27 protein-coding genes and 3 pseudogenes are annotated in these 23,170 nt (G+C 38.4%); 15 read left to right on the top strand and 15 right to left on the bottom strand.

All coding sequences use genetic code 11. The annotated features are described in order from the left end of the window. Positions 1–100: 100 nt before the first annotated feature. A complete protein-coding gene (locus IR022_RS14665) occupies positions 101–2,269 on the bottom strand; it encodes a polysaccharide lyase 8 family protein (protein WP_194204288.1) in 2,169 nt (722 codons plus the stop codon). A 335-nt stretch (positions 2,270–2,604) separates the two neighbouring features. Between IR022_RS14665 and dnaK the strand changes: the two genes are divergently transcribed. The 10 genes and pseudogenes from dnaK to IR022_RS14615 all read left to right on the top strand — a co-directional run bounded on the left by dnaK (position 2,605) and on the right by IR022_RS14615 (position 9,687). Next, entirely contained in the window at positions 2,605–4,512 is a 1,908-nt protein-coding gene (gene dnaK, locus IR022_RS14660) for a molecular chaperone DnaK (RefSeq protein WP_050709817.1), read from the top strand. 218 nt (positions 4,513–4,730) lie between these two features. Further along, entirely contained in the window at positions 4,731–5,303 is a 573-nt protein-coding gene (locus tag IR022_RS14655) for a helix-turn-helix domain-containing protein (RefSeq protein WP_194204287.1), read from the top strand. Between the two features lie 6 nt (positions 5,304–5,309). Beyond that, a complete protein-coding gene (locus IR022_RS14650; protein ID WP_194204286.1) occupies positions 5,310–6,569 on the top strand; it encodes a site-specific integrase in 1,260 nt (419 codons plus the stop codon). Continuing rightward, on the top strand, positions 6,566–7,279 hold the full coding sequence (locus tag IR022_RS14645) for a mobilization protein (RefSeq protein WP_194204285.1): 714 nt from the start codon (positions 6,566–6,568) through the stop codon (positions 7,277–7,279). The genes IR022_RS14650 and IR022_RS14645 overlap by 4 nt, the downstream gene beginning before the upstream one ends. A 38-nt stretch (positions 7,280–7,317) precedes the next feature. Then, entirely contained in the window at positions 7,318–7,764 is a 447-nt protein-coding gene (locus tag IR022_RS14640) for an ATP-binding protein (RefSeq protein WP_194204284.1), read from the top strand. A gap of 96 nt (positions 7,765–7,860) precedes the next feature. Further along, complete coding sequence (locus tag IR022_RS14635) at positions 7,861–8,097, top strand: hypothetical protein (protein ID WP_194204283.1); 237 nt, start codon at positions 7,861–7,863, stop codon at positions 8,095–8,097. Between the two features lie 82 nt (positions 8,098–8,179). Beyond that, positions 8,180–8,596, top strand: coding sequence for a helix-turn-helix domain-containing protein (locus IR022_RS14630; protein ID WP_194204282.1), 417 nt, complete (start codon positions 8,180–8,182; stop codon positions 8,594–8,596). 180 nt (positions 8,597–8,776) lie between these two features. Further along, the gene (locus IR022_RS14625) at positions 8,777–9,130 is read left to right on the top strand and encodes a helix-turn-helix domain-containing protein (RefSeq protein ID WP_194204281.1); all 354 of its coding nucleotides are present in this window, start codon (positions 8,777–8,779) and stop codon (positions 9,128–9,130) included. A gap of 63 nt (positions 9,131–9,193) precedes the next feature. Continuing rightward, positions 9,194–9,466 (top strand): annotated as a pseudogene (locus tag IR022_RS14620) (tyrosine-type recombinase/integrase); the annotation flags it as partial. Beyond that, positions 9,463–9,687, top strand: a complete 225-nt coding sequence (locus IR022_RS14615) for a hypothetical protein (protein ID WP_194204280.1) — start codon at positions 9,463–9,465, stop codon at positions 9,685–9,687. The pseudogene IR022_RS14620 and the gene IR022_RS14615, both read left to right, overlap by 4 nt. A gap of 205 nt (positions 9,688–9,892) precedes the next feature. Here the strand turns inward: IR022_RS14615 and IR022_RS14610 are convergent, their stop codons facing one another. Beyond that, entirely contained in the window at positions 9,893–10,036 is a 144-nt protein-coding gene (locus tag IR022_RS14610; protein ID WP_242053273.1) for a hypothetical protein, read from the bottom strand. Positions 10,037–10,499: 463 nt separating this feature from the next. Between IR022_RS14610 and IR022_RS14605 the strand changes: the two genes are divergently transcribed. The 5 genes and pseudogenes from IR022_RS14605 (at position 10,500) to IR022_RS14585 (ending at position 13,869) form a co-directional block, all read left to right on the top strand. Then, on the top strand, positions 10,500–10,736 hold the full coding sequence (locus tag IR022_RS14605; RefSeq protein WP_194204279.1) for a hypothetical protein: 237 nt from the start codon (positions 10,500–10,502) through the stop codon (positions 10,734–10,736). Between the two features lie 18 nt (positions 10,737–10,754). Continuing rightward, complete coding sequence (locus tag IR022_RS14600; RefSeq protein ID WP_194204278.1) at positions 10,755–11,750, top strand: fusion protein; 996 nt, start codon at positions 10,755–10,757, stop codon at positions 11,748–11,750. A 48-nt stretch (positions 11,751–11,798) separates the two neighbouring features. Beyond that, on the top strand, positions 11,799–12,212 hold the full coding sequence (locus IR022_RS14595) for a PcfK-like family protein (RefSeq protein ID WP_194204277.1): 414 nt from the start codon (positions 11,799–11,801) through the stop codon (positions 12,210–12,212). Between the two features lie 11 nt (positions 12,213–12,223). After that, positions 12,224–13,518 (top strand): annotated as a pseudogene (locus tag IR022_RS20275) (PcfJ domain-containing protein). Between the two features lie 171 nt (positions 13,519–13,689). Next, entirely contained in the window at positions 13,690–13,869 is a 180-nt protein-coding gene (locus IR022_RS14585; protein WP_194204276.1) for an NADH-quinone oxidoreductase subunit F, read from the top strand. Between the two features lie 177 nt (positions 13,870–14,046). Here the strand turns inward: IR022_RS14585 and IR022_RS14580 are convergent, their stop codons facing one another. From IR022_RS14580 to IR022_RS14520, 13 genes and pseudogenes are all read right to left on the bottom strand, one after another. Next, on the bottom strand, positions 14,047–14,445 hold the full coding sequence (locus IR022_RS14580; RefSeq protein ID WP_194204275.1) for a hypothetical protein: 399 nt from the start codon (positions 14,443–14,445) through the stop codon (positions 14,047–14,049). 295 nt (positions 14,446–14,740) lie between these two features. After that, on the bottom strand, positions 14,741–15,193 hold the full coding sequence (locus IR022_RS14575; RefSeq protein ID WP_194204274.1) for a PH domain-containing protein: 453 nt from the start codon (positions 15,191–15,193) through the stop codon (positions 14,741–14,743). A 3-nt stretch (positions 15,194–15,196) separates the two neighbouring features. Further along, a complete protein-coding gene (locus IR022_RS14570; RefSeq protein WP_194204273.1) occupies positions 15,197–15,883 on the bottom strand; it encodes a M23 family metallopeptidase in 687 nt (228 codons plus the stop codon). Positions 15,884–16,053: 170 nt separating this feature from the next. After that, positions 16,054–16,509, bottom strand: a complete 456-nt coding sequence (locus IR022_RS14565) for a DUF3872 domain-containing protein (RefSeq protein WP_194204272.1) — start codon at positions 16,507–16,509, stop codon at positions 16,054–16,056. 13 nt (positions 16,510–16,522) lie between these two features. Beyond that, on the bottom strand, positions 16,523–17,104 hold the full coding sequence (locus IR022_RS14560) for a conjugal transfer protein TraO (protein ID WP_194204271.1): 582 nt from the start codon (positions 17,102–17,104) through the stop codon (positions 16,523–16,525). Between the two features lie 40 nt (positions 17,105–17,144). Further along, on the bottom strand, positions 17,145–18,095 hold the full coding sequence (traN, locus tag IR022_RS14555; RefSeq protein ID WP_194204270.1) for a conjugative transposon protein TraN: 951 nt from the start codon (positions 18,093–18,095) through the stop codon (positions 17,145–17,147). 67 nt (positions 18,096–18,162) lie between these two features. After that, complete coding sequence (gene traM, locus IR022_RS14550) at positions 18,163–19,545, bottom strand: conjugative transposon protein TraM (RefSeq protein ID WP_194204269.1); 1,383 nt, start codon at positions 19,543–19,545, stop codon at positions 18,163–18,165. After that, complete coding sequence (locus IR022_RS14545; RefSeq protein WP_194204268.1) at positions 19,545–19,814, bottom strand: TraL conjugative transposon family protein; 270 nt, start codon at positions 19,812–19,814, stop codon at positions 19,545–19,547. Before IR022_RS14545 ends, traM begins: the two co-directional genes overlap by 1 nt. An 8-nt stretch (positions 19,815–19,822) precedes the next feature. Continuing rightward, entirely contained in the window at positions 19,823–20,446 is a 624-nt protein-coding gene (traK, locus tag IR022_RS14540) for a conjugative transposon protein TraK (protein WP_194204267.1), read from the bottom strand. 38 nt (positions 20,447–20,484) lie between these two features. Further along, positions 20,485–21,483 carry a conjugative transposon protein TraJ gene (gene traJ / locus IR022_RS14535; protein WP_194204266.1) on the bottom strand — a complete coding sequence of 333 codons (999 nt, stop codon included), beginning with the start codon at positions 21,481–21,483 and terminating at the stop codon, positions 20,485–20,487. 2 nt (positions 21,484–21,485) lie between these two features. Continuing rightward, a complete protein-coding gene (locus tag IR022_RS14530; RefSeq protein WP_194204265.1) occupies positions 21,486–22,106 on the bottom strand; it encodes a DUF4141 domain-containing protein in 621 nt (206 codons plus the stop codon). Between the two features lie 124 nt (positions 22,107–22,230). Beyond that, positions 22,231–22,557 carry a DUF3876 domain-containing protein gene (locus IR022_RS14525; protein ID WP_194204264.1) on the bottom strand — a complete coding sequence of 109 codons (327 nt, stop codon included), beginning with the start codon at positions 22,555–22,557 and terminating at the stop codon, positions 22,231–22,233. Between the two features lie 14 nt (positions 22,558–22,571). Continuing rightward, a pseudogene (locus IR022_RS14520) lies at positions 22,572–23,150 on the bottom strand (TraG family conjugative transposon ATPase); the annotation flags it as partial. Positions 23,151–23,170: the final 20 nt, after the last annotated feature.

Raw genomic sequence — 23,170 nt, 5'->3', positions numbered from 1 at the left:
TTAGCTCCATATTAAGACATAGCTATTTTATAAAAAAACCACAGCTTTCGAGAGCGGCGGTTTTATGAGTATCACAAAATCTTATTTCGCTTATACTTCCTTATAAAGAAACCTCCAAATCAACAGAAGTTCCTCTTTTATCTCCTTGAGGAAGATTTACTAGGTACTTTTTCTTATTGATCTCGATCTTCATAGATTCCAATTGTTGAGTCGGATCTGAGATCGTTATTTTCAGTTTCTTTCCATTCTGCTTAATAAGAAACAATCCTGTATCACTACTTTTAAGATGAATATTTTTTGATATTTTCACATCGGCAGGGATATACGAGGCTACAAAACCTATACTTTCTTTAGCTAGCCATACTGCTTGAATCTCCTTCGTGTTATGAACAATCTTGATATCTTCTATATTAAACTGTTTTACTTCTTCTTCCGATTTTGCTGGTAGAATCAGATATTGATATGCCTCATTCCTAGGATTAATACCATGATCAATCCATAAAGAAACAACATCTTTATTTTCCACCATATCTTTAGGATACATGTTCATGATGTCACTCCATTTTCCGGTGCGAGATTCAACCAAAGCTTTCCCTTTAGATGGTTCTAAAATAATATATCCTTTTTTGCCACTAAAGAAGCGAATATCATTCTGCGGAGAAAATTCAGAAGAATTAATTTTCTCCCAAGCATTATTTTTCAATTGAAGTAAGTCACCTTTTTTCACTTGTTGTTCTATCGATGTAGTCACTACACAACCACTATCTGCAGAAATGCCAGCCCCCAGACAAAGAAGATAATCATCTGTAAATATCCATGCCTTGCGAGCTGTAATACCATCACGGTAAAAATCCATGCCAGTCAATCCAAACTGCCCATCGTTAACATTACCTACAAAATTGCTACTATTGTTATAACCTCCCCACGAAAGTTGTTTTAGAGGAGTATTGGTTTCATAACTAGTTATACCTGGTAGTTTTCGCCAATCCCAACAAGGGTAGATATCCAAATATTCATCGCCATCTACATAGGTGTAAGTCGCCCCGTCTGCCAGATAATAACCTTTAAGATTATCTCCATTTCCAGCCTCAGCACCTATTACTCTATCCGATGACATTTTAACAGAAGCCATCCACAAAGGGCGACGCTGAATAGTCATATCTGACATCCAGAAATGATACAGACCCGTTAAAGATGCGGGGGCATCTCTGGTCTCAAAATTATCTCTGATTAATTCTTTATATCGATTCTCGTTTACAGTATCAACTTCGGACAGCATAACCGACGAAAATCCAACACTAAATGCTTTATGAATCTGAGCTTTTCTGAAAAACTGTCTTCCTAAAGCATTAATATCCATGTAGCCATTCCAAAGGATGCGGCTATATCCATTGTTAATCAAATTACTAAGAATATTCAATTGTGACTGATCAAAGGCGATAGAAGTACCTCCAAACATCTGAGCCCAAAAGCTCATACTAGAAACATAAGCAGCTCCATAATTTCCAAACTGTTGTTGCGCTCCATGTTGATGAAAACTATTATCTAATTTTATTCCTTCGCTCTCTCCAATTCTGATCTCAGAAGCAATTGTATCTCTAGCCGATTTCACCAAATCCAGATTATTTTCCAACAATCCTCTGACCAAGACATTGCCTGCAAGCCAGACTTTATTTTGCCCTGTCATTCTAAACTTAGCTTCACTCATTATCACTAAAGCATCTTGTTTTTCTTGTGGACTCAGTTTTTCTTCAAATAATATTAAGGCTCCTCCCAAAGTTTTGGGTACACCTATTTGATTATGCCACCAATTGGGGCTCACCAATTTCTTATCAATCCAATATTTCAGTGATTTATGAATGGCATTCTCAACCTCTTTCGATTCAAAATATCCCGAAGAAGGAAGTCGGTATGCCTTAGCTAAAATAAGTATGCGCTCAACATGCAGTTTAGGCAACCACCCCGAACGGTTTTGACTTTCATAATCTACATCTTTCCATGAGCCGTCTAATTGCAAAGTACTTAACAATAGGGAAACATCATCAGGAGCAATACGGTAGCGATCCATCAATTCGACAACCATCTGATCCGAAACTGCCGATTCTTTGGGAAATACAATCAGTCTGTTGACTAATTGCTGCTCTCTTTCATTTTCTGACAAGAGCAAGCTAATATAGTTCTGCTTAATAGTTTCGATCTCATCTGCATATGAATAAGCAGGTGTGACTATAAGCAAGAACAGAAAAACTCTAAATAAGGTCTTTTTCACAATAGTATAGGTTTAATAGGTTAAGGATAACTCAAATCTCTCTGAACTACGAAAATATGAAAAATTTAAAGAATTAATCACATTCACCAATATTTCTGTGCTCTTTATCTTACAGATAATGTTAAAACCACTATTATTATGATTTACAACTATAAGCCCCTATTGTCATTATACTTACCTTTATAAACACGAGAAAGACGGGTTGGAAATAATTCTGTCACTTTGTCATATTTTGTTTTTTCGTATTTTTTGGCACAAGATTTGATTATTCTCTAGTGTCGTAGCAAAACGACAGATTAGACTAAAAAAATAACAAATAAATATATAATCAAGAAATGGGAAAAATAATAGGAATCGACTTAGGTACCACAAACTCTTGTGTTGCCGTATTAGAGGGTAACGAGCCAATCGTTATCGCAAACAACGAAGGAAAAAGAACTACACCTTCTATTGTTGCTTTTATTGAAGGTGGCGAACGTAAAGTAGGGGATCCTGCAAAACGTCAGGCTATCACAAACCCTGAAAAAACAGTTTCGTCAATCAAACGATTTATGGGTGAAACTTGGGATCAGGTTTCAAGCGAAATCGGACGTGTACCATATAAAGTAGTAAAAGGTGATAATAATACTCCACGTGTGGATATTGATGGTCGTCTTTATACTCCACAAGAAATTTCGGCTATGATACTTCAAAAAATGAAGAAAACAGCTGAAGATTATTTAGGACAAGAAGTAACAGGAGCTGTTATTACAGTACCTGCTTATTTCAACGACTCACAACGTCAAGCAACTAAAGAAGCCGGAGAAATCGCAGGTTTGAAAGTTGAGCGTATTGTGAACGAACCTACTGCAGCAGCGCTTGCTTATGGTTTGGACAAAAAACACTTGGATATGAAGATTGCAGTGTTCGACCTTGGAGGTGGTACATTCGATATTTCAATCCTTGAATTAGGTGATGGCGTTTTCGAAGTAAAATCTACAAACGGTGATACTCACCTAGGTGGAGACGACTTTGACCAAGTAATCATCGACTGGTTAGCAGAAGAATTCTTAAGAGAAGAAGGTCTTGACTTACGTAAAGATGCAATGGCTCTTCAACGTTTGAAAGAGGCTGCAGAGAAAGCTAAAATTGAACTTTCTAGCGCAACTTCAACAGAGATCAATTTACCATATATTATGCCTGTTAATGGAATGCCAAAACACTTGGTTAAAACATTAACTCGTGCTAAATTCGAGCAATTAGCAGATTCATTAATTCGTGCTTGTATCGAGCCTTGCCGTAACTCTCTAAGAGATGCAGGTCTTACTGCTGGAGACATTGATGAAGTAATTCTTGTAGGTGGATCAACTCGTATTCCTGCAATTCAAGCAGAGGTTGAGAAATTCTTCGGAAAAACTCCTTCTAAGGGTGTAAATCCTGATGAGGTTGTAGCAGTAGGTGCAGCTATTCAAGGTGCTGTATTGACTGGAGATATTAAAGATGTGTTGTTGCTTGATGTTACTCCACTTTCTTTAGGTATCGAAACTATGGGTGGTGTAATGACTAAATTGATTGAGTCTAACACAACAATACCAACTCGTAAGAGTGAAACATTCTCAACTGCGAGCGACAATCAACCATCAGTACAAATCAATGTATTGCAAGGTGAACGTCCAATGGCTAAAGACAATAAACAAATTGGAGTATTCAATTTGGATGGTTTACCACCTGCACAACGTGGTGTACCTCAAATCGAAGTAACTTTTGATATTGATGCTAATGGTATTCTGAAAGTATCTGCTAAAGATAAAGCAACAGGAAAAGAGCAATCTATCCGCATCGAAGCTTCTTCAGGATTAAGTGACGCTGAAATCCAAAGGATGAAAGACGAAGCTGCTGCTAATGCTGAAGCTGACCAAAAAGAAAAAGAAAAGATTGACAAGCTTAATCAAGCAGACTCTTTAATCTTCCAAACAGAAAAACAATTATCTGAACTGGGTGACAAGATTCCTGCTGACAAAAAAGCCCCAATCGAAGCAGCTTTAACTAAAGTAAAAGATGCTCATAAGGCTCAGGATATTCCAGCTCTTGATGCAGCAATGGAAGAATTGAATACTTTGTTCCAGGCATTAAGCCAAGAAATGTATAATGCTACAGGTGGAGCAGCAGATCCTAATCAACAAGCTAATCCTAATCAAGGAGGTGCACAACAACCAAACAACGATGGTGATGTAACTGATGTTGATTTTGAAGAAGTGAAGTAAAAGTCGATTAAAATCGATAATCAAAATAAGAAAACTGCAGTAAAATAGATACTTACTGCAGTTTTTCTTTTTATAAAGTTCTCAATTTTGATTGTTTTTAATTAATTATTATCATATATTTGTACCATATTTGTTCCGCGCGTTAATCGGCGATAATGTGCATCTTATTCATGCTTATTATGTCTTAATCATATTTAATTAGCAATAAAGTAAATGATATGGGAATTAGCAAACTGAAAATACCGAAGATTTGCGAATACTGCGAGAAGTCTTTTGAAGCGAAGACTGTAACCACTCGCTTTTGCAGTCCAGCTTGTGGAAATAAATCAGGTAAAGATAGGAAACAACAAGTAAAAAATACTGAACGAAAGCAAACGATATTGGAACAGTCGGCAAGTAAAATTGCAATACTGCAAACACGTCCTTTCCTTTCTATCTCGGAAGCAACAATGATGTTTGGGATTTCCAAAGATACTATCCGCCGTCTTATCAAAACTGGTAAAATTCCTGCGTTCAATTTAGGTACTCGCCTTACTCGTGTGAGCCGTCAACATATGGAAGCTATGTTTACTGCTATACCTCTGCCTGAAAAGCCTAAAGAGCAACCTGTAAAACTACAATATGAAACAAGTGAATGTTATACGATTGCTGAAGTGTCTGAGAAATTCGAGGTTTCACTTTCAACAGTCAGCAACACAATCCGTCGAAATAGTATTCCTAAACGGCAAGTCGGAAAATTTGTGTATGTTCCTAAAGAGCTAATTGATAAAATATTTTCGGATAGTAAATAATACCACATGAAAGAACTATCTAACACCAAAGTAACCGTGAGGCTTCGCAAAGTTGAAGACCGAAAGGAGTGGTATGTTTATATCGAAAGCTATCCTGTGCTTGTGCCAGGCAAAAAAGCACCTCAACGTATTAGAGAATACCTTAATCGTATTGTTACTACTGTGGAATGGGATAAAAAACGAACAGCTCGCACCGAAACTGATGGAACGAAAACCTATAAACTCAAACGTGATGATAATGGAATAATCGTTTGCCGAAGTGAAAAAGATCGTGAAATTATGCTTTATGCTGATGGTGTTCGTAAACTTCGACAACGAGAATATGACAATGCTGATTTATATAGCGATACAGAAAGCGCACAAGCCGAGCAAAAAGAACGTTTGCAGCAGAATTTCATAAAATATTTCAATAAAGTGGCAGCCAAACGTCATGCGAACAATTCAACATCTATTCAAACTAATTGGCAGCGTACCAGCGAATTTTTGAAACAATTTACAGAAGGCACATTGCTGTTTTCTCAAATCGACAACCACTTTGCCGAAGAATTTAAACGATTCTTATTATCTGCACCATGTGGGGGCAATCGAAGTGGAACTATCTCGCACAATACGGCAGCAACCTATTTTTCCATTTTTAAAGCTGCACTAAAACAAGCTTTTGTTGATGGTTATTTGACTGTAGATTTATCTGCTAAAATCAAAGGTATTCAGGAGCAAGAATCGAGAAGAGAATATTTGACTGTTGAAGAATTAAATACGCTTGCAGCGACACCTTGCGAACGGGATGTACTTAAACGGGCGGCTCTTTTCTCGGCACTCACAGGTCTACGACATTGCGATATTCAAAAACTTCGGTGGAAAGAAATTAGCATGGACAGCAAGCAAGCCAAATTGCATTTCACACAAAAGAAAACCAAAGGAGTTGAATATACACCTATTTCGCAGCAGGCTTTACAACTTTGCAGAGAACCCCGAAAACCTGAACAATTTGTATTTGAAGATCTTCCTGATCCGGCATGGATATCCAAGCCTTTAAAACGATGGGTAGAAACCGCTGGAATCACAAAGAAGATCACATTTCATTGCTTTCGTCATACGTATGCTACCCTTCAACTAAGCAGTGGCACAGATATTTACACCGTTAGTAAAATGCTTGGTCATACCAATGTGAAAACTACACAGATTTATGCAAAAGTGGTGGATGAGAAAAAAAGCAAAGCGGCACAAGCTATTCAATTGAATATCATTAAAGACACAGAAATATGAAACACAACCCACTGGAACAAATTATTCTCTATGTGCTTGTTGCGTGTGTAGCTACGACAATCGCAACATTGGCGCGAATATCTGCTATGTCATTGGGTGTTGACAGTTTTACGGCTTTCATTGTATTTGTTGTAGTATTAAGCATTGAGGTTGTAGTATATCTAAGTATTCATGTGATTTTACAAGGATTGATGTTGCCTTGGATTGAAAAACTTTTACTAAAAATCCCATACTTCAAAAACAAGTCAAAATTAGAACTTTCTGTTAAATCCTCATCTGAGACAATCACAGAACAACTTTCTCCACCTACTTTAGATGAAATTCGGAACGAACAGCAGCAAAACAAAACTAAGCGACAAGACGAAAAATTGAATATCGCTTTAGGCTATACCCGAAAAGCATTTGCTTTGTATGTTGCTGATCAGCATATCGAATTGCTCTGCAATAATGTAAAAGTATATGCCAATAAATTGGATTTGGAAAACCTGCAACCGATAAAAACTAATAAAGAATTAGCACAAATTGAAATTTTGCATTTCGGGTGGAATATTTGGAACCACTTCAAGGTTGGAAAACAAATTGAAGTCGCTCGTTTTCTGAAAACCGTATTTCCTGATATTCTTAGAGAAACCGAAGTTGATAGTATTAAAAGTCATTTGAAAGATGATGAATTAAAGGGACTAATAAAAATAAAAGAAAGTCTTATATAGCTTTAGAATAAAATACTTTTAACAACTTTAAATTATCGATGAATAAACAACATTTTATACAGAAATTATGTAAAGAAAACTCTACCTTTAATTCGTTAAAACAAGCTGATATGGTTGCCAATTTACTTAATACTGTTTCAAGCGATATTTATTCAGAAAGTCAACGATTTGTCTTTGAGTTAATTCAAAATGCAGATGATGCCGCAAAAGATGTAAACAATGTTATTCACTTTGACTTTCTACCAACTTGCTTAATTGTTTCTCACAACGGAAAACCTTTTGATGAGAATGATATAATTTCTCTGACAGGTGCGGGAGCAAGTACCAAACGAGCAAATCCAACAAAAACAGGTTACAAAGGAATTGGTTTCAAATCTGTTTTTGGAAAGTCAGAACGAGTTACAATCTTTTCGGACAGTTTTCAGTTTCGCTTTGATAAATCAGTTCATAAAATAAAACTTCCTTGGCAGATAATTCCCATTTAGACAGAGTTAAAAGATTTAGAAACTAAGATTCAAAATAGTTTAGTAACAAATAAGTATGCTGTTTCAACAATCATTGAAACCAAGAAGCCAGATACTTTGCTGACAGATTTGAATGAACTACTGAATAATGGGCAAATACTTTTATTTCTAAGACGAGTTTCAAAAATTTCTGTATCAAGCAATGGAAAGATAATTTCTTCCATTGAGAAAAAAGGAATCAGCCAGGACACTTCATTCAATGAAGTTACTTTGTATAAAGACGGAAAAGAAATTAGTTCATGGCTTACCAAGACATTTGAAAAGATTCCGATATATATTGCAGCTTTCCTTTAAAATATTGTGCCGTCAAATAAAGTATTACCCAAATAAAAATTGTATTTTTGTAGTTAGTAATATCATATACAATAGTTAAACTATGGAAGCAGCAGTAAAAAAAAGCAATCATGGAGCTAACGTTCGCCGTTGGAGAGAATGGCGCAATATCAATCAAGATGTACTTGCGGAACAGATAGGTGTATCGCAGGCTACACTTTCCAGTTATGAGAAAAAGGAAAAATTGGAACAGGAAATATTGGACAAGATTGCTAAAGCTTTAGAGATTCCGGTAGAAGCTATTACAGAAGTTGAACAAGGGACTTCAATCAATATTTTTTCTGGAACTTTTACTGATTTTAAAGACAATGCTGCCATTTTCAATTCATATCCAACATTCAACCTTATTGATAAAGTTGTAGAGTTATATGATGAAAAGATTGCTTTATACGAAAGGATGTTAAAAGAGAAAGACGAAGCTATTTCTTTAATGCATGATGTACTGAAAGATAAGATATAAGAAACATTCTAGTAAGATATACCAAAAGAAGCGCTATTCAGGGCTTCTTTTTTATTGATAGCAACGCTAACAATTACAATCGAATACCATTCTTAGTGTTTTCAACGTGTTTCTTCAGTGTTCTGAAACACAGCTGAAACACTTTTTTCATTTGCACCATAACCATTAAAAACAATTGTTATGAGTACGAATGAAATTACTTTTGAAAATCTGCCCAAGGCAGTAGCCCAATTAGCTAACGAAATAGCCGAAATCAAATCTTTAGTAGAAAAAGGACAAACAGCTGTCGTTTCTAAAAAACGAGTACCAATAGGCATTGATGAAGCTTGTCAAATAATAGGTAAAGCTAAACCAACCATTTATACACTTGTACGTAAACGACAACTCCCCTGTTATAAGAACGGCAAGAAACTATACTTCTTTGAAGATGAGTTGTTGGAATGGATTTCGAAAGGTAAAAAGAAAACCATGCAGGAAATAGAATCCGAAGTAGAAACCAATTTCAAAAAACGTACCAAAGATTTCGAATATTGAACCAGTTTGAGCTGCTAGCCAACTTTTAGCAATTGGATGAGCACCATAATTTCAGTAGCTACGGATCAGATCTGGTTTGAAGTTCATGAGATAGGCTTTACTTTAGGAATCAAGGAGAATCTCAGCTACGATACAGCCCGACACTCGTTCGGAACGCTTATGTTATCAGCTGGTATTCCGATTGAGAGTATTAGCAAAATGATGAGACATACCAATATTTCGAGTACACAAATCTACTCGAAAGTGACTGATGATAAAATCTCGGAAAATATGGACAAACTGATGGAACGAAGAAAAGCTATTAGTAATAAAGCAACTCAACTGATAGAGCTATGAAAAATACAAAAATAAAGATAAGTAATAATGGAGCAATACATGTTCCAAGAAATGTTAGAATGAATATTACAAACATTGCCGAATTTTTTGAAATCCTCTATCAAGCCACAAAGAAGAATATTCGTTCTATTGAGAAATTAAGTATTTGTGCTGGAGATCAGTCGATGAGTGGAACGACCCAAAACTATAAAAAACTGACTATTGATAATTTAATACAATAAGTACTATTGCTTTTAGGATGCCAGCCAAAGCGAATATTTTTCGTAAGTGGATCATTGATAGATCTAGCAGATCTGAAGCAACAACAATGTCTCTATTATTGACGCAAAATACAATACTTAACTAATGTAGGACGTAAACCATAAAAAAACAGGCTCTGTGTTCATTCCGAAGCCTGTTTCTAGTTGTAGCCGTATGAACATTATTTCAACTCTTGGATATAGGTTCTATCCAATATTCAAGCCCTTTACTTCTATGCCGTTCACATAGCTTGTTCACTTTATGGACAAACAGTCCAAACTGCGTCATCATCGCCTCGAATGTTCGGGCTTCAATATACATTATCTCCATAGTAATTTACTTTTTTTGTTTATACTATGATTACGGGGATAGCAAATACAAGTCATTAAAATACAGCATACATAATTAATTTACAGACTGATAGCTTTAGGCTGTACTTGTCTATACCCAAAACGTGTTTTTTACTCTTTAGATAGCTTCAAGAAAGAGTAAACGGTATTTTTCCTGCCTGTTTCATAATTTCTTCCCCATTGAGCGAAATGACATCGGAGCCTAATGAGTATTCGATTTCAGTCGCAAAGGTATTTCCGTGTTCTTCACTCTGCCGCAAGGTCAAGCCCTAAAGGGTTTGGCGAAAAATCTTCCTTTTTCCCTTCTTTGGTTCTATCCGGGCGAGCGTATTTATTCGTCAAAACCTTGCACAGCTAAACACTACCCTTTTTTAAGCTTCTGAAACTCGAATACTCCTCACCGGCTCCGATACGGCATAGCGTTAAAAAAAAGGTCAGAAATTATGAAACAAACGGCAGAAAAAAATAAGAAACAACGATCCTCCTACCTTCCAATTAGCATAGGTTGGGTTTTGAAAATAGTCTTAATTATCGTGGGTTACTCCTTATGGGGAGCAGGGTTTATTTGGGCTTTGGTGGGCTTGTATCTCTTCTATGATGTGATTCGGGGCATTCTCTCCTGCTTGCTGATGTTGGGTGCTGTAATCACTCTTATTTATCTCATGCTGACTTATTTGTAAACATTAAAACTTAGAATTATGAGCAAAGTATTTTTATTAGGTGCGAACAAAGAAATAGACAGAGCGGTGCAAGTAGTAGAAGTTAACCAAGTTATCCAAATGGAGGGGTATAGCTATCACAGCTATGTAGTGTACGACATTACAAAAAATCAATGGGGAATCACTTACAAATTGATAAACCTAACGACAAAGGATTTTCATACTGCCGACATTATCCGACCATTGAAGGAAAAATTTGGCATTGGGTTCTATTACGACAGCGACAACCCTCAATTTATGGACAGTTTTGAAGTAGCAATCCTTTTGCAAGAAGCACAAGCCAAAGCTAATGCAGAAGCAAACGAGGAAGAAAAAGAACGCATCCGAGTAGAGGAAGTTAAAGCAATCGGGAGCAAACGTTTCGCCGAGATACTCCCCGAAAATGCTTTGGGCGTTATTGTGGCACGACTCAAACGAGACGAGAGCGACAGCCAAACCGACTACTTCGCATCAAGAACAACACGAACTGTTATTCTTGGCTTTTCTACTCACAAAAGAGACATCTTTTCTGAAATGCGAAAACACGCATCCAACTTCGAGGGAACAGCCTATTTAGCAGAATATAATGCAGATTACGAACATCGGGAAAAATACTCAATGGGTGCAGGGTACTATTTAGGCGAAAGCAAATATAGCGGATGGATAATAGAGAAATGTCCTATCTACCAAAGAGAAAGTACAATCAAAGAATTTGCCTACACCGCAGGAGATGAAAATAATATCCGTATCAAGAAGAATGATGATGTGCCACCACCAAGCGGAAACAACGGCACAAGCAAAGCCAATTGTACATTGGTAGACTACTCAGCCAAAGCCGTAGCAGTATTTGGAGAAACAAGAGCCATCAAAGACGAACTCAAAGCAATGGGAGGAAAATTCAACAGCCGATTGACCTTCAATGGCAAAAGATTGGCAGGATGGATATTCTCAAAATCGCAGGAGCAACGCTTAGCATACTATTTCGGATTGAATTAATCATCAACTAACAAGGGGCGGTAACCCTGCCCCACAATATTCCAAATTATGAAATCAACAAATCATTTTCAAAATACGATAAAGGCATATTTAGACAAACGTGCCGAAATAGATTTACTTTTTTCGTTCCGTTATTCCTTACCCGAAAAGAAGTTAGAGGACTGCATAACCTACATTCTGAACCAAGTACAGAAAAGCGGTTGCAATGGTTTTCACGATGATGAGATATTTGGCATGGCGGTACATTTCTATGACGAAGATAACATCGAAATCGGTAAACTGATGCACAATGCACAAATTGCTGTCAACCATGTGGTGGTATTGACAGCCGAAGAAAAGGAGCAAGCACGACAAGATGCTATGCAAAAGGCACAGGACGAAGCCTACCGAAAGATGACACAACCAACTAAGAAAGCCAAAAAAGTAGCATTAACAATTCAACCAAGTCTGTTTGATTTTTAAATTATCGACCTATGAAACCAAAGAATAAACTTCAAAAACAAGTAGTAGAAGCAAGTCAAACACTACCCAACCTTACGAAAAAGCAAATCCAATGGGGATACGACCACGCTATCCAATATGTTGGACGAAGAACTGACAAAGGGATGATTACTTGTACCAAGTGTGGACATTCGTTTGAAGGGATGGGAGAACTGGCAATAACCTTATTGGGTTGCGAGTGCCCAAATTGTCAATCAAAACTAATCGTTAAAACGACCAAGAAACGCACGTTTGTCGATAGCTATTATCTGAATATCATCACAGCACATAAAGGTTATCAAGTCATACGCACCATCATGTTCAGTTACAAATCGAAGATAGGAGAATCCACAAAACTCAGCTATTCGGAGGTAATGCAACGTTGGATTGCTTCCGATGGGAAATATTACACTTTTGCCCGACTTCGCCAAACTATGGGAACATGCTGTATTGATTCATGGATATTTCATACTCCGATAGAGTTGAGAAACGAGAATAGCAACAATAAATTTTGTATAAATGTCTATGACAAAATAGGAAGTATGGGAGAAGTTTATCCACGTCAAAAAATTATACCCGAACTAAAAAGAGCAGGATATAAAAAAGCATTGTACGGACAAAAACAATTAGACCTATTCCGCACCCTATTGAGTGACAGCAGAGCAGAAACACTCATCAAAGCAGGATATACCAAGTTATTGGAACGTATTATGAATATGGGTTGGAAAAACATCGACAATTATTGGCAATCTATCAAAATAGCTATCCGAAATAAATATAAAATTAAAAATGCGGTTCTTTGGTGCGACTATATAGATATGCTCCGACTCTTTAAGAAAGACCTGCACAATGCAAAATATGTTTGCCCGACCAATCTTAAAGCAGAACATGACCGATATGTTATCAAGAGAACCAAAGCCGATGCACAAGCAGAAATCGAAAAACAGCTTGCAAAAGAAACCGATACAGAGAAGCCAAAGCAAGATTTTTTGGACTTGTATTTTCGGATGGTACTATCAGTATTCGTGTATTGGAAAGTGTAGCAGAAATAATTGCAGAAGGACAAGCTATGCACCATTGCGTAGCAGGCTATCACTCAAAAGCTGATTCGCTAATACTTTCGGCTTGTATTAATAGCAAACGTATTGAAACCATTGAAGTCTCAATATCTCAACTAAAAGTTATTCAAAGCCGTGGAGTATGTAACAAGAATACCAAGCACCACAACAAGATAATTCAACTTGTAGAACAAAATATATCATTGATAGAAGATAGATTAGCAGCATAATGAAAGAAATTATTTAATCCTTGTTTGTTGGCTTCCGAAAATTGGGAGAGTTCAAATCTATTTTGGAAGCCAACAAATTTGCTCAAAGTAGCAATCTGGCAGGAGCTTTTAATCTTATTGGTGAGAATTATAGAGATAGTTGGTATGTATTTAAATCAGAAATTAAAGACAATGAAAATTAAAGATATAACAGGGAAGATAATCGATGTGACAAATTTGAATAAGACCATCAAGCAATGCAAATTATGCCGTAGTAGTCCATTTCGGATGGATTCGGGGCATACAGTTGGAGAAAACTACATATTTATGCTCCGACAATTAGAAGGACTAAAACATAAATCAAAGACTTGACGGCGGAGAGAAATTTCCGCCGCTTCTTTTCTCTTGAGCCGCCAATCCCCTGCGGAAGAAAAGAAACAAAAGACCTGCCGATACCTGTTTGTCTAAAAATAAAAAGGCAGACAGGTATTTTTACTTTGAAAGCTTGATTATTCTAATAAAAACGGGTTTTCAACAGAAATTATTTCTTTAATTGGAGTCGACCTGAAACCCTGGCCTGTCTTTGGGAATAAATATCAGACAGGGTTCTTTACCGGAAATATGATTTATATCGCAATTTTGCAATGCCCAGCGGTTGTAACTCAAAGAACGGTAATTGAGATTACAGTATTTTACACAATCGTTAAGATCGTTATCGTCATTACAAAACATCGTACAGCAAATGCACACAAGATTTTCGTCGAGAGCACAACAGGTCGTAGCACGGTTGTTTTCTATTTCGGCCATCAATACATCATCAACAAGTAGCAGACGGAGGTTAAGGCAATACATTTTTTCAATCTCAAAGATACTTCGGTTAAGGACATCGAGCGCCTGAGTAAATTCTACGGCACACCCAAGTGTCATAGTGGTTCTAACATGGTTCATAGTTTAGCAATTTTACCCGGCTGCTGCCCCTGCAACCTTAATCAATAATGAAAAAACGCGGGACATCAACCTATCCACAACCGAGGTACTGGTATACCCTGCAACGAAATAAGTTAAGCCCGCGCCATATACATAGCACAGGCATTTAACCTTATTCCCGTTGCATTAAAAATTACCAGTTTTCGGTTGCACGGAAAAAGCTAAACGCTCTTTTCTAATATGTCTTACTATATATACCGTTTCTTACATACGGCATATCCTGTCACAAAATTATAAAAATTATCTATTCAAACAATTATCCTATCTGTGTATTTATCTCTCGCTTGAAGACCATTGGATCAGCTATATACGGATATGAACTGGAAATACCTCCTGTTGTGACTGTAATTGTACCAAAGTTGAATATCCTACCTAAAATACTCTGTTTTATGTGTAGACCCTCACATTTGGCTAATACAAGATCTACAGCTCTTCGGCTGATTACTCCCGTTTTGAGTACCACTCGTTTGTTAGTTACTGCATAGGAAGAACCTACTTTTATTAGTACTCTTGATAATAGAGACACAATTCCAAAGAACAAAATCAACAAGCCTGCATAATGAGTCATAGCTGATATTTCTTTAGGACTTGATGCTAAAAAAGCACCGATAAGCAACAATATAATTGGTTGTACGAATAGGAAAAAATGCAGTTTTGCAACATATTTAATTTCTTCCCCGGATTGTAGATTTTTCTGTATGTAGTTCATAAGCTATTGATTTATTCCAAAGGTAGTTATTTTTGTTAATTTTAGATATTCGGGCAGTAATATTTCATCTATAATTTTAGTGTTTTTATTCGATAAGGAAACATCATTCAAGTATTTAAACATCAAATAACACCAACCTATCGGATTCAAATAACGCTTGCCTTTCCTTATCTCATAATGCAAGTGGCTACCCGTTGTTACTCCCGTATTACCAACACAAGCTATCTGTTGAGTAATACTTACTTTATCCCCCACATTTACCAATATTCTACTTAAATGTGCATAAAATGAACGAAAACCTCCAGCGTGCTGAATCTCTATAAAATAGCCATAGCCTGAATCGTAACCTGTGGCGGTCACTATTCCGTTTCCAGTAGCATAAACCGGAGTTCCTTTAGCTTTCGGAATATCAATTCCAGTATGGAATTTTCGTTTTTTATAGCATGGGTGCTTCCGCATCCCGAACCCTGATGAGATATGTTGTACCTTTTTAATCGGAAATATTACAGGAAAGTCGGACAATTCTTCAATAGTCATCTGTAAGGAATCTGCTATCTTCCAAAATTCTGTTATGGAATAAATTGGCCTCATACATTTCTCTATTTGTGATTTTCTATTCGATGAATTGATCTGTTGTGCCGATACTGATAGATGAAGTAACGCTATCAATAGGGTTATTATATATTTCATTGTCAAGTCTTATATAGGACAAACGCCCAAAGAATCTTCGAGCGTTTATCTGGTTGTTAACTATTCAATTTCTTCACCCCACAGTTCCACATCTGTAGGAGCAGTTACATAGGTATAAATCATATTTATCCAAGTAACTATGTATGAAATTACCATCATCGTCATCATGGCTATTCTATATTAGTGGGTGGCTCTTCTTCATCTCCCCTGTCGTTCTGGAAAGAAAACGTCTTTTGAACCACCTGCCCGAAACTATCTTCGATATAGACATCTATCACTTGTTGGTCGGTGCAATGAGAAGTGTAATACATTCGAAACGTTTCCTTTTCCAAAAGATACAAGTCATTTGGTAGCAATATAGTTCCATTATCGAGTTGTAATAGACCTTTGCCATCTACCTGAAAATAGCGTATATAGAATTTAGAATCTTGAAAGTTACCTTCCTTTACAATCTGTGCACGGATTTCCGCCACCTCTCCCTGAACGATTTTTTTCTGAACTGGCATACAAACCAGATCAAATGCGTAAACCTTATTAATATCCATATCGCTACTACAGGCTGAGACCAGCAGCATTATCACTGCCAGCCACGCTGTTATTCCGAAGAAAGTTTTTATTTTTTTCATTTTGTATTGTCTCCTAATTAATTATAAATTTGACTCCTACACCAAACTGCCCATGAAAGTGTCCCGTAGAATTGCCCCACAAGATGCGTTCCCGCCCTGTAACAAGCAACACAACACGGTCAGTCAGGTATGTTTCAATCTCTAATGTGATAGCCCCACCATAGATGAAAGCATCCTTATGTTGGAGTGTAGAGCCATCATATAAAGTTTTTTCGCCCCAATTCGATGTTTCATAGCCAGCAAGGGCAGAAACACCCAAAGAAAGGAAAACTGTTTTGGACGGATCAGTCAGAAAATTGTAGTAATAACCTCCTTCTGCTGTGAACTGAGCTATTGGTAATCGTTTTTCCCGATAGGGATAATAGCGTTCCAGATACTCTGCTCCAAACACCCATTTGTTGCCGTTCTTGGCATAAGTCGCCATTGCTACACCAAAATAGGACCCCGCTTTATTATCGTTTTTGGACGAATAGATTCCATCCACCATACCACCTGTGAGTTGTATGCCCCGCATACCCGACAGTGAACGTTGAGCGTATGCTCCACCCGAGAAGGCGAAGCACAACACAACTATTAACATTATTGTTTTTCTCATAATTATATCGTCTATGTGTTAATAAAAAAGTCTGCGACTTTTATTTCACTTTAAGTTCGTTGATAACTTTCGCACCAATCAGATCGGCATTATCCAGAGTGAATCGCTGATGGCGTCCGCCTTCCTGTTCGTTCAATTCAACCACCAACATTTTGTCATCAGGAATTGTGAACTTCGCCAAAGTGAAAATCATGCGTTCTGTTTGTTGTCCACCTATCAGCATCAAATTATTGTAGGCACGAAGTGGCCAAATCACCTGCTCTTGAATAGCGGTACGTTTGGCTACTTTTTTATCTACAATCTTAAATGTGATAAAGTCCACATTGAATGGCACATTGGATGAGTTTTTCAGTTGCAAATGAAAATACAACAGTCCGTTATGGGTATAAATACCTTTTAGTGTGTGCTGTATTCCGAAACGCTTACTACCAATATGCTTTATCTCACGGTCGTTGTTCTTGTGTATAAACTGCATAATCAGTTTAACCAGCAAGGGAGATTCCTGTCCCAATTCCTGCATATAAACCGCAAGAGCATTGTTCGGACGATTGACAGCTTCGCCATCGTGCAAGAAGTCAGTCATCTCAACAGATAGTTTTACAGGTTCATCCGCATATTTTACGTTAAAAGTATAGTATGCACCATCTTCGGTAATAACAGACAGGTTGCTCTCTCGCGAAAAATCCCGCAAAGCAGCCTTCACTCTCAATACATTGTCCGTTCCGTCCGCTTTTGCTGCAAGAAGATCCGCCGACCCTAAATCGACGTATCTAATAGCTGATGGAAATATTACATGAACGGTTTTGTTGAAAGTGACCTCCAGAGCATAAGGTGGGATCATTCTATCAAAGGTCAGCGGACGGGTAAAACTCTCATAATAGTTACCCGTTGTCGGTTTGGTATGCACCGCAATGGTATCTTGGGATACTTCTTGTGCATGGACTGTAAGTACACTTACAGCAAGTGTTAATATAAAAAATATTCGTTTCATATTCTTGATTTTAAATTTGTTAAACATGGATTTTTTAGTGGGGGTCGCAGACCCATTTATTATTCTGTTATTCTGATTTTGGCAACAGAAGCAATTTATAATTCGCTTTAAGCGTAACTTTTACGACGCTCATCTTTTTACTGATATATTGTGAAGCTCCCTGTATCAAACCTTTGCCCATATCAGCAGCCAGTTGTGAGCCAGCATTATCCGAAATCATAATGCTTGTGCCTGCCGATGATGCCAATGTAGAGGCTACTTCTTTGGCTGCTTTCACTTCATCGTTGTTGGGAACAAAAATCCCGGATTGACCATCCATATCGTACACTTGCAGTTCAACCGGAATAATGTTTCCTGCATACTGAATGGAATTGATCATTACCTCCAGACGTTCGCCACCAATCCGACAAGCTCCTGTTACCAAAGTATTGGCAGGGATTAAAATATTTCCTGCCCGCATTGGCTCTAAAAGACGGAGTTGTACCTCTTTGCCATTGGTCAGGCTTACGGTTTGGTTTACACAAGCACGGATGCTGTTTTTATCCTGTATTCCCTCATTGCCTGCGGCAGTGAGAAATCCCATATTTCGGGGCTTGCTGTATGAAGCTATAAATTCATCATTAGACATTGGAGCAGCCAATAGAGATACAACATTGTGATGCACTTGTCTAACAGGTTGTACCTTGACCTTATCGCCTGTACGTGGGGCGTTCGTTTCTTCTAACTGTTGCTCTCCTGACTGAGTGGGCATATAGCGTGCTGCCATCTGGTAGGACTTTTCAAGCAAGGCGGTCTGTTCGTCCTCTTCTGCTTTTTTCGCTTCTGCTTCTTCTTGCTTTCGCTCCAATTCTTCTATCCGCTGTTCCATAGCCGACTGTGATTGCCTATCCGTTTCGGAAGGCTTTTCGTACCAATCGCCCAATTGCTTGTTGATGTCCTGATAAGCAGTTGCAGATGATTGTATTGCACGGGGAGTTGAACTTCGGGGCTGTTCCACTTGTAGCGAAGTATTGTAGGCATTGTCCTTTTGTTCATAATTGCTTTGCTCGGTATCGTTGAACATGGATGAGAAATCCTGTAAAGACTTCATTTTCTCCTGTTCCTTTTGTCGCATCGCTTCTCGCTCGTAGGCATCTCGCTTTCCTTCCACAATACCTTCGTTTTTGGGTACGGGTAGTTCGGCATTGAATCCCGTGAGTCCTACCGCTTGCTCTTTCCCATCATCCGACGGAGCAAAGATCAGCCACATCGCACCACCAAAGATTAAGAAGAATAGAGGCATGATCAGCAGCTTCTTTCTCTTCTGTCTCTCCGCCATTGAAAGTTCTTGTTTTGGTGGCTTATGAGGTTCTTTCTTCGCCTCCGATTTATTTTCCGGTACAGATGGCTGTTCTTCGGGAATAGTCTCCATTTCTGGTGGTATTCCTTTATTCAAATTTTTCTGTTCCATTATTCTACTGATTTTAGATTGTTAATACTATCTCGCTGTTGTTCCAATTGTAGTTTCAGCGATTCGATCTGCTCTATCTGCATCTTTTCTGCCTTGTTTTTACCAAAATTGTAAATAGAAGAAAAGGTCATGTAGATGGAAAGACCGCCAAAAACAAGGAACATTGCTATCACAAGGATAATCCGTCTGTCAGGGGTCAGCCTGCCGAGTATTCCTCGCAGACCGTCCTCCAACCATTCATTGATGTATTTCATTATTTTTCGTATCATAGCTTTATCTACCTTTCCGATATCCGAATATCCCGATTCTCCACAATTTCGAATTTCTCCATAGTGAAACCGTGAGGGTTATTGTCCGAGCGTACCGAGTTGATCAGATTGCAACGGGTTACTAAACTGCGTTCGGTGACGTTACTCTCCCGAATAATCATTTGTTTGGCATAGGTTACCGCTTTGTATGGGTAACTATCGAAATCACAGGCAATGCTATCTACCTGTACGATTTGATTGATATTCCCCGACACGATACGGTTGTAATACCCTTTTTCTGCCATATCCTGATAGTATTTGAAAGCACTCTTATCGACAAGGAATAATGCCCTGTTTACGTTGCTCTCGATGGCTTTCTTATCGGGTGAAAGGGTGAAAAACAATTCGTGGAAACGCTTGACGTGCTCTCGTGCCTCCACAGGTCTGTTTTGTGTCATATCCTGGGACAAGGCAAGCATTAAGGACTTACCGCCGTCTAATACATAAATACGCTGACGTTGTGCTTCGGAAAAGTTGTACGACGACCATACGGAATAACCCGTAATGGCGGCACACATACAGACAAAGACAATACCGAACAAGCGTATCTGTTTGAAGGATGTTTCTATGTTTTTTAATGATTTAAATTCCATATTTTCTATTTAAAGTGTAAATAATTGTCAGAAGTGACTCACTTCCCCATTAGACGACCAGCTACATTGCCTGCCGCAGCTCCGGCAACACCTCCTGCCATTGCAGCCCCTTTACTCGCCATTGTATTTACTCCACGTGTAGCACTACCGCCACCTGCCTGAATAACCCAACCTGCAACACTCGGAATAGAGAAATATCCTATAATTCCGATGATGAAGAATATGATATATATTCCGTTACTGGCATCCGGCACATAGGATGGATCTCTCAACATATCTATATCCATTTGCAGCATAAGTGCCTGAATTTTGGACAGCAGTGCTGAGAACAAGTCTGCAATCGGTAGCCACAAATAGATCGAAATGTAGCGGGAAATCCAATTGGTCAGCGTGGATTGAAAACCATCATAAACCGAGAGGGCAAATGCCAGCGGCCCTAAGATGGATAGCACCACTAAGAAAAAGGTTCGCAGGGTATCAATCGTAAGGGCTGCGGCATTAAATAGCAGTTCGAAGAAATCCCGAACCAAATCCCGAAAAAAGATTTTCATATCATACCAAAGCCGTTCGCCCCACATACTTACAATTTCGGCAGCATCGGTAATACCGAGTTCTTTCATCTTTTGGTCGTACACCTCATCATCGACCAGCCATGCCTTCCCTTCACGCAACCTAGCATCATACTCCAGTTGCTCTTTCTCAGCTTGCAGGGCATTTACATCTGTCATTTGTGTCTCCAATATCGTATGTGTTCCTTTTACTACAGGCGACATAACAGCGTTGATTGTACCGAGGACAAAAGTTGGAAAGAACATAATACAGAGTCCGATAACAAAAGGTCTTAGTAAGGGATATACGTCTATCGGCTCTGCCCGTGCTAAGGCTTGCCATACACGAGAAGCAACATAAAAGAGAGCACCGAGTCCGGCTATCCCTTTGGCGACACCTACCATGTCACCACAAAGGGGCATCATATCCTGATACAGATTCCGCAGAAGCTGATGCAGGTTATCAAAATCTATTGCAAGCAGTGTCATGATTACCAATATCTATCGGATGGATTACCATACAAACTTTGCACTCTCGCCAGATCGCCTTTCTCCTGACTGCGGATGAAGGAAACCGAGATGCTTTTCTTGGAAAAATAGCGGACAAGGTTGCGATGTTCGAGCATCTTGGCGTGTATATTATCTATGATTGACATACGCTCGGCATCGGTCATGGAAAGCCCATTAGAGATGGAAACGACATTCTTTATATCCGAAAGCAAATTGCCACTCTCGTTCAACAGCTTGGCATATCCGTTCGATATCGCTTCCAACTCGTTAACGCTAAAATTTTTATCGGATAACATCTTGTTGAAATTGGAAGAATAGATCTGTGATATTTCGCTGACCAATTCTACCGTTTCCTTCACTTTGCGTGCATCTTTGATCAGATTGTGTACTGATTCTAATTTGTCGTAATACTGTTTTCCCTGATCATAAATTTTCTGCATCTCTTTAAAAGAATTAATCACATTGCTGGCTGTTGTGGCTGTTTTGGAAACAGTCAATATATTTTGTGCCAGATTGGAGGGATCAATCACTGTCCACTGTGCTTTTGCCTGATAGGTACATAGCCCCATGAGTGCCATAAGACAGAAAAGTATCTTTTTCATATTCGTTATTTTTAATTGTTATTACTCGTTTACCGTCCGAAGGTCGGAGGTAGCCCCTAATGGACTATTGCCACTATAGGCTTCTTCCTTCGCACCTCGGTCATTCGAGCAAGCTCGATGACTCTCAGTTTGTCGTCAGTTCCTCCTCCCGGACATATTCTCCGAAAGCGGAAAGGTGTAAGACCTCTTGCTCCCGATTGTAAGTAATTGTGATACGCTCGTACAGTTCAATGTAATGCAAACCAAATACATTGTAGACCGTACAATCACAGACCACCAGCGGGTTGTTGTAAGTAATGCAAAGCCGGATACCACCTCCTTTTCGGGAGATATTGCGATATATTCTTATAGCAGGTGCACCTTCTCTACTTACCCAACGCCCCGTAATCTCCCGCATGGAAAAATCTGTAGAAGTGGAACAAGAATCGGTTATATTACATTGACTGAACATGGCTTTTCATCTTTTTACTTGCGTTTACTTTCTGCTATTTGTTTAATAGCCAATTCAATATTACCATCTAACTCTGCGGTTTTCTTAGCAACCTCCAGCTTCTCTGTCTCTTCCGTTGTGAACGTAAAATATTCTTCAAGCGAGACTTCTGTTGCATATACAGCCGACTGAACACCACCTAAACCAAACCATACTTCCTTATATTTCCGGTTCGGATTGTTGGACATATTGATGGACAGCACCTGACTTTTTTCTTTTTCGGTCAGCCCCAAGAGAGCTTGGATGCTGTCAAATTTGTTCATGTATTTACGCTGGTCTAAGAGAATTTTACAATCGGAGTTGTTGATGATGGACTCTTTAACGATAGGTGATGCGATAATATCGTCCACCTCCTGAGTGACGACAATTGCTTCTCCGAAGAATTTTCGAACAGTTTTAAAAAGGTACTTAATATACTCTGCCATACCCTCTTTAGCTATTGCCTTCCAAGCTTCCTCAATTAATATCATCTTTCTGATTCCCTGTAAACGACGCATCTTATTGATGAAAACTTCCATAACGATGATCGTTACAATCGGGAACAAAATTTTGTGATGTAGGCTAAGCACCCAGC

Source organism: Dysgonomonas sp. GY617 (assembly GCF_015233815.1).
GTDB lineage: Bacteria > Bacteroidota > Bacteroidia > Bacteroidales > Dysgonomonadaceae > Dysgonomonas_A.
This window is presented reverse-complemented; position numbering and strand designations above follow the sequence as displayed.

What these genes read in the sequence shown, in the direction of transcription:
- dnaK (WP_050709817.1), top strand. Translation starts at nt 2,605, where the DNA reads ATGGGAAAAATAATAGGAATCGACTTAGGTACCACAAACTCTTGTGTT.
- IR022_RS14655 (WP_194204287.1), top strand. Translation starts at nt 4,731, where the DNA reads ATGGGAATTAGCAAACTGAAAATACCGAAGATTTGCGAATACTGCGAG.
- IR022_RS14650 (WP_194204286.1), top strand. Translation starts at nt 5,310, where the DNA reads ATGAAAGAACTATCTAACACCAAAGTAACCGTGAGGCTTCGCAAAGTT.
- IR022_RS14645 (WP_194204285.1), top strand. Translation starts at nt 6,566, where the DNA reads ATGAAACACAACCCACTGGAACAAATTATTCTCTATGTGCTTGTTGCG.
- IR022_RS14640 (WP_194204284.1), top strand. Translation starts at nt 7,318, where the DNA reads ATGAATAAACAACATTTTATACAGAAATTATGTAAAGAAAACTCTACC.
- IR022_RS14630 (WP_194204282.1), top strand. Translation starts at nt 8,180, where the DNA reads ATGGAAGCAGCAGTAAAAAAAAGCAATCATGGAGCTAACGTTCGCCGT.
- IR022_RS14625 (WP_194204281.1), top strand. Translation starts at nt 8,777, where the DNA reads ATGAGTACGAATGAAATTACTTTTGAAAATCTGCCCAAGGCAGTAGCC.
- IR022_RS14615 (WP_194204280.1), top strand. Translation starts at nt 9,463, where the DNA reads ATGAAAAATACAAAAATAAAGATAAGTAATAATGGAGCAATACATGTT.
- IR022_RS14610 (WP_242053273.1), bottom strand. Translation starts at nt 10,036, where the DNA reads ATGGAGATAATGTATATTGAAGCCCGAACATTCGAGGCGATGATGACG.
- IR022_RS14605 (WP_194204279.1), top strand. Translation starts at nt 10,500, where the DNA reads ATGAAACAAACGGCAGAAAAAAATAAGAAACAACGATCCTCCTACCTT.
- IR022_RS14600 (WP_194204278.1), top strand. Translation starts at nt 10,755, where the DNA reads ATGAGCAAAGTATTTTTATTAGGTGCGAACAAAGAAATAGACAGAGCG.
- IR022_RS14595 (WP_194204277.1), top strand. Translation starts at nt 11,799, where the DNA reads ATGAAATCAACAAATCATTTTCAAAATACGATAAAGGCATATTTAGAC.
- IR022_RS14585 (WP_194204276.1), top strand. Translation starts at nt 13,690, where the DNA reads ATGAAAATTAAAGATATAACAGGGAAGATAATCGATGTGACAAATTTG.
- IR022_RS14580 (WP_194204275.1), bottom strand. Translation starts at nt 14,445, where the DNA reads ATGAACCATGTTAGAACCACTATGACACTTGGGTGTGCCGTAGAATTT.
- IR022_RS14575 (WP_194204274.1), bottom strand. Translation starts at nt 15,193, where the DNA reads ATGAACTACATACAGAAAAATCTACAATCCGGGGAAGAAATTAAATAT.
- IR022_RS14570 (WP_194204273.1), bottom strand. Translation starts at nt 15,883, where the DNA reads ATGAAATATATAATAACCCTATTGATAGCGTTACTTCATCTATCAGTA.
- IR022_RS14565 (WP_194204272.1), bottom strand. Translation starts at nt 16,509, where the DNA reads ATGAAAAAAATAAAAACTTTCTTCGGAATAACAGCGTGGCTGGCAGTG.
- IR022_RS14560 (WP_194204271.1), bottom strand. Translation starts at nt 17,104, where the DNA reads ATGAGAAAAACAATAATGTTAATAGTTGTGTTGTGCTTCGCCTTCTCG.
- traN (WP_194204270.1), bottom strand. Translation starts at nt 18,095, where the DNA reads ATGAAACGAATATTTTTTATATTAACACTTGCTGTAAGTGTACTTACA.
- traM (WP_194204269.1), bottom strand. Translation starts at nt 19,545, where the DNA reads ATGGAACAGAAAAATTTGAATAAAGGAATACCACCAGAAATGGAGACT.
- IR022_RS14545 (WP_194204268.1), bottom strand. Translation starts at nt 19,814, where the DNA reads ATGATACGAAAAATAATGAAATACATCAATGAATGGTTGGAGGACGGT.
- traK (WP_194204267.1), bottom strand. Translation starts at nt 20,446, where the DNA reads ATGGAATTTAAATCATTAAAAAACATAGAAACATCCTTCAAACAGATA.
- traJ (WP_194204266.1), bottom strand. Translation starts at nt 21,483, where the DNA reads ATGACACTGCTTGCAATAGATTTTGATAACCTGCATCAGCTTCTGCGG.
- IR022_RS14530 (WP_194204265.1), bottom strand. Translation starts at nt 22,106, where the DNA reads ATGAAAAAGATACTTTTCTGTCTTATGGCACTCATGGGGCTATGTACC.
- IR022_RS14525 (WP_194204264.1), bottom strand. Translation starts at nt 22,557, where the DNA reads ATGTTCAGTCAATGTAATATAACCGATTCTTGTTCCACTTCTACAGAT.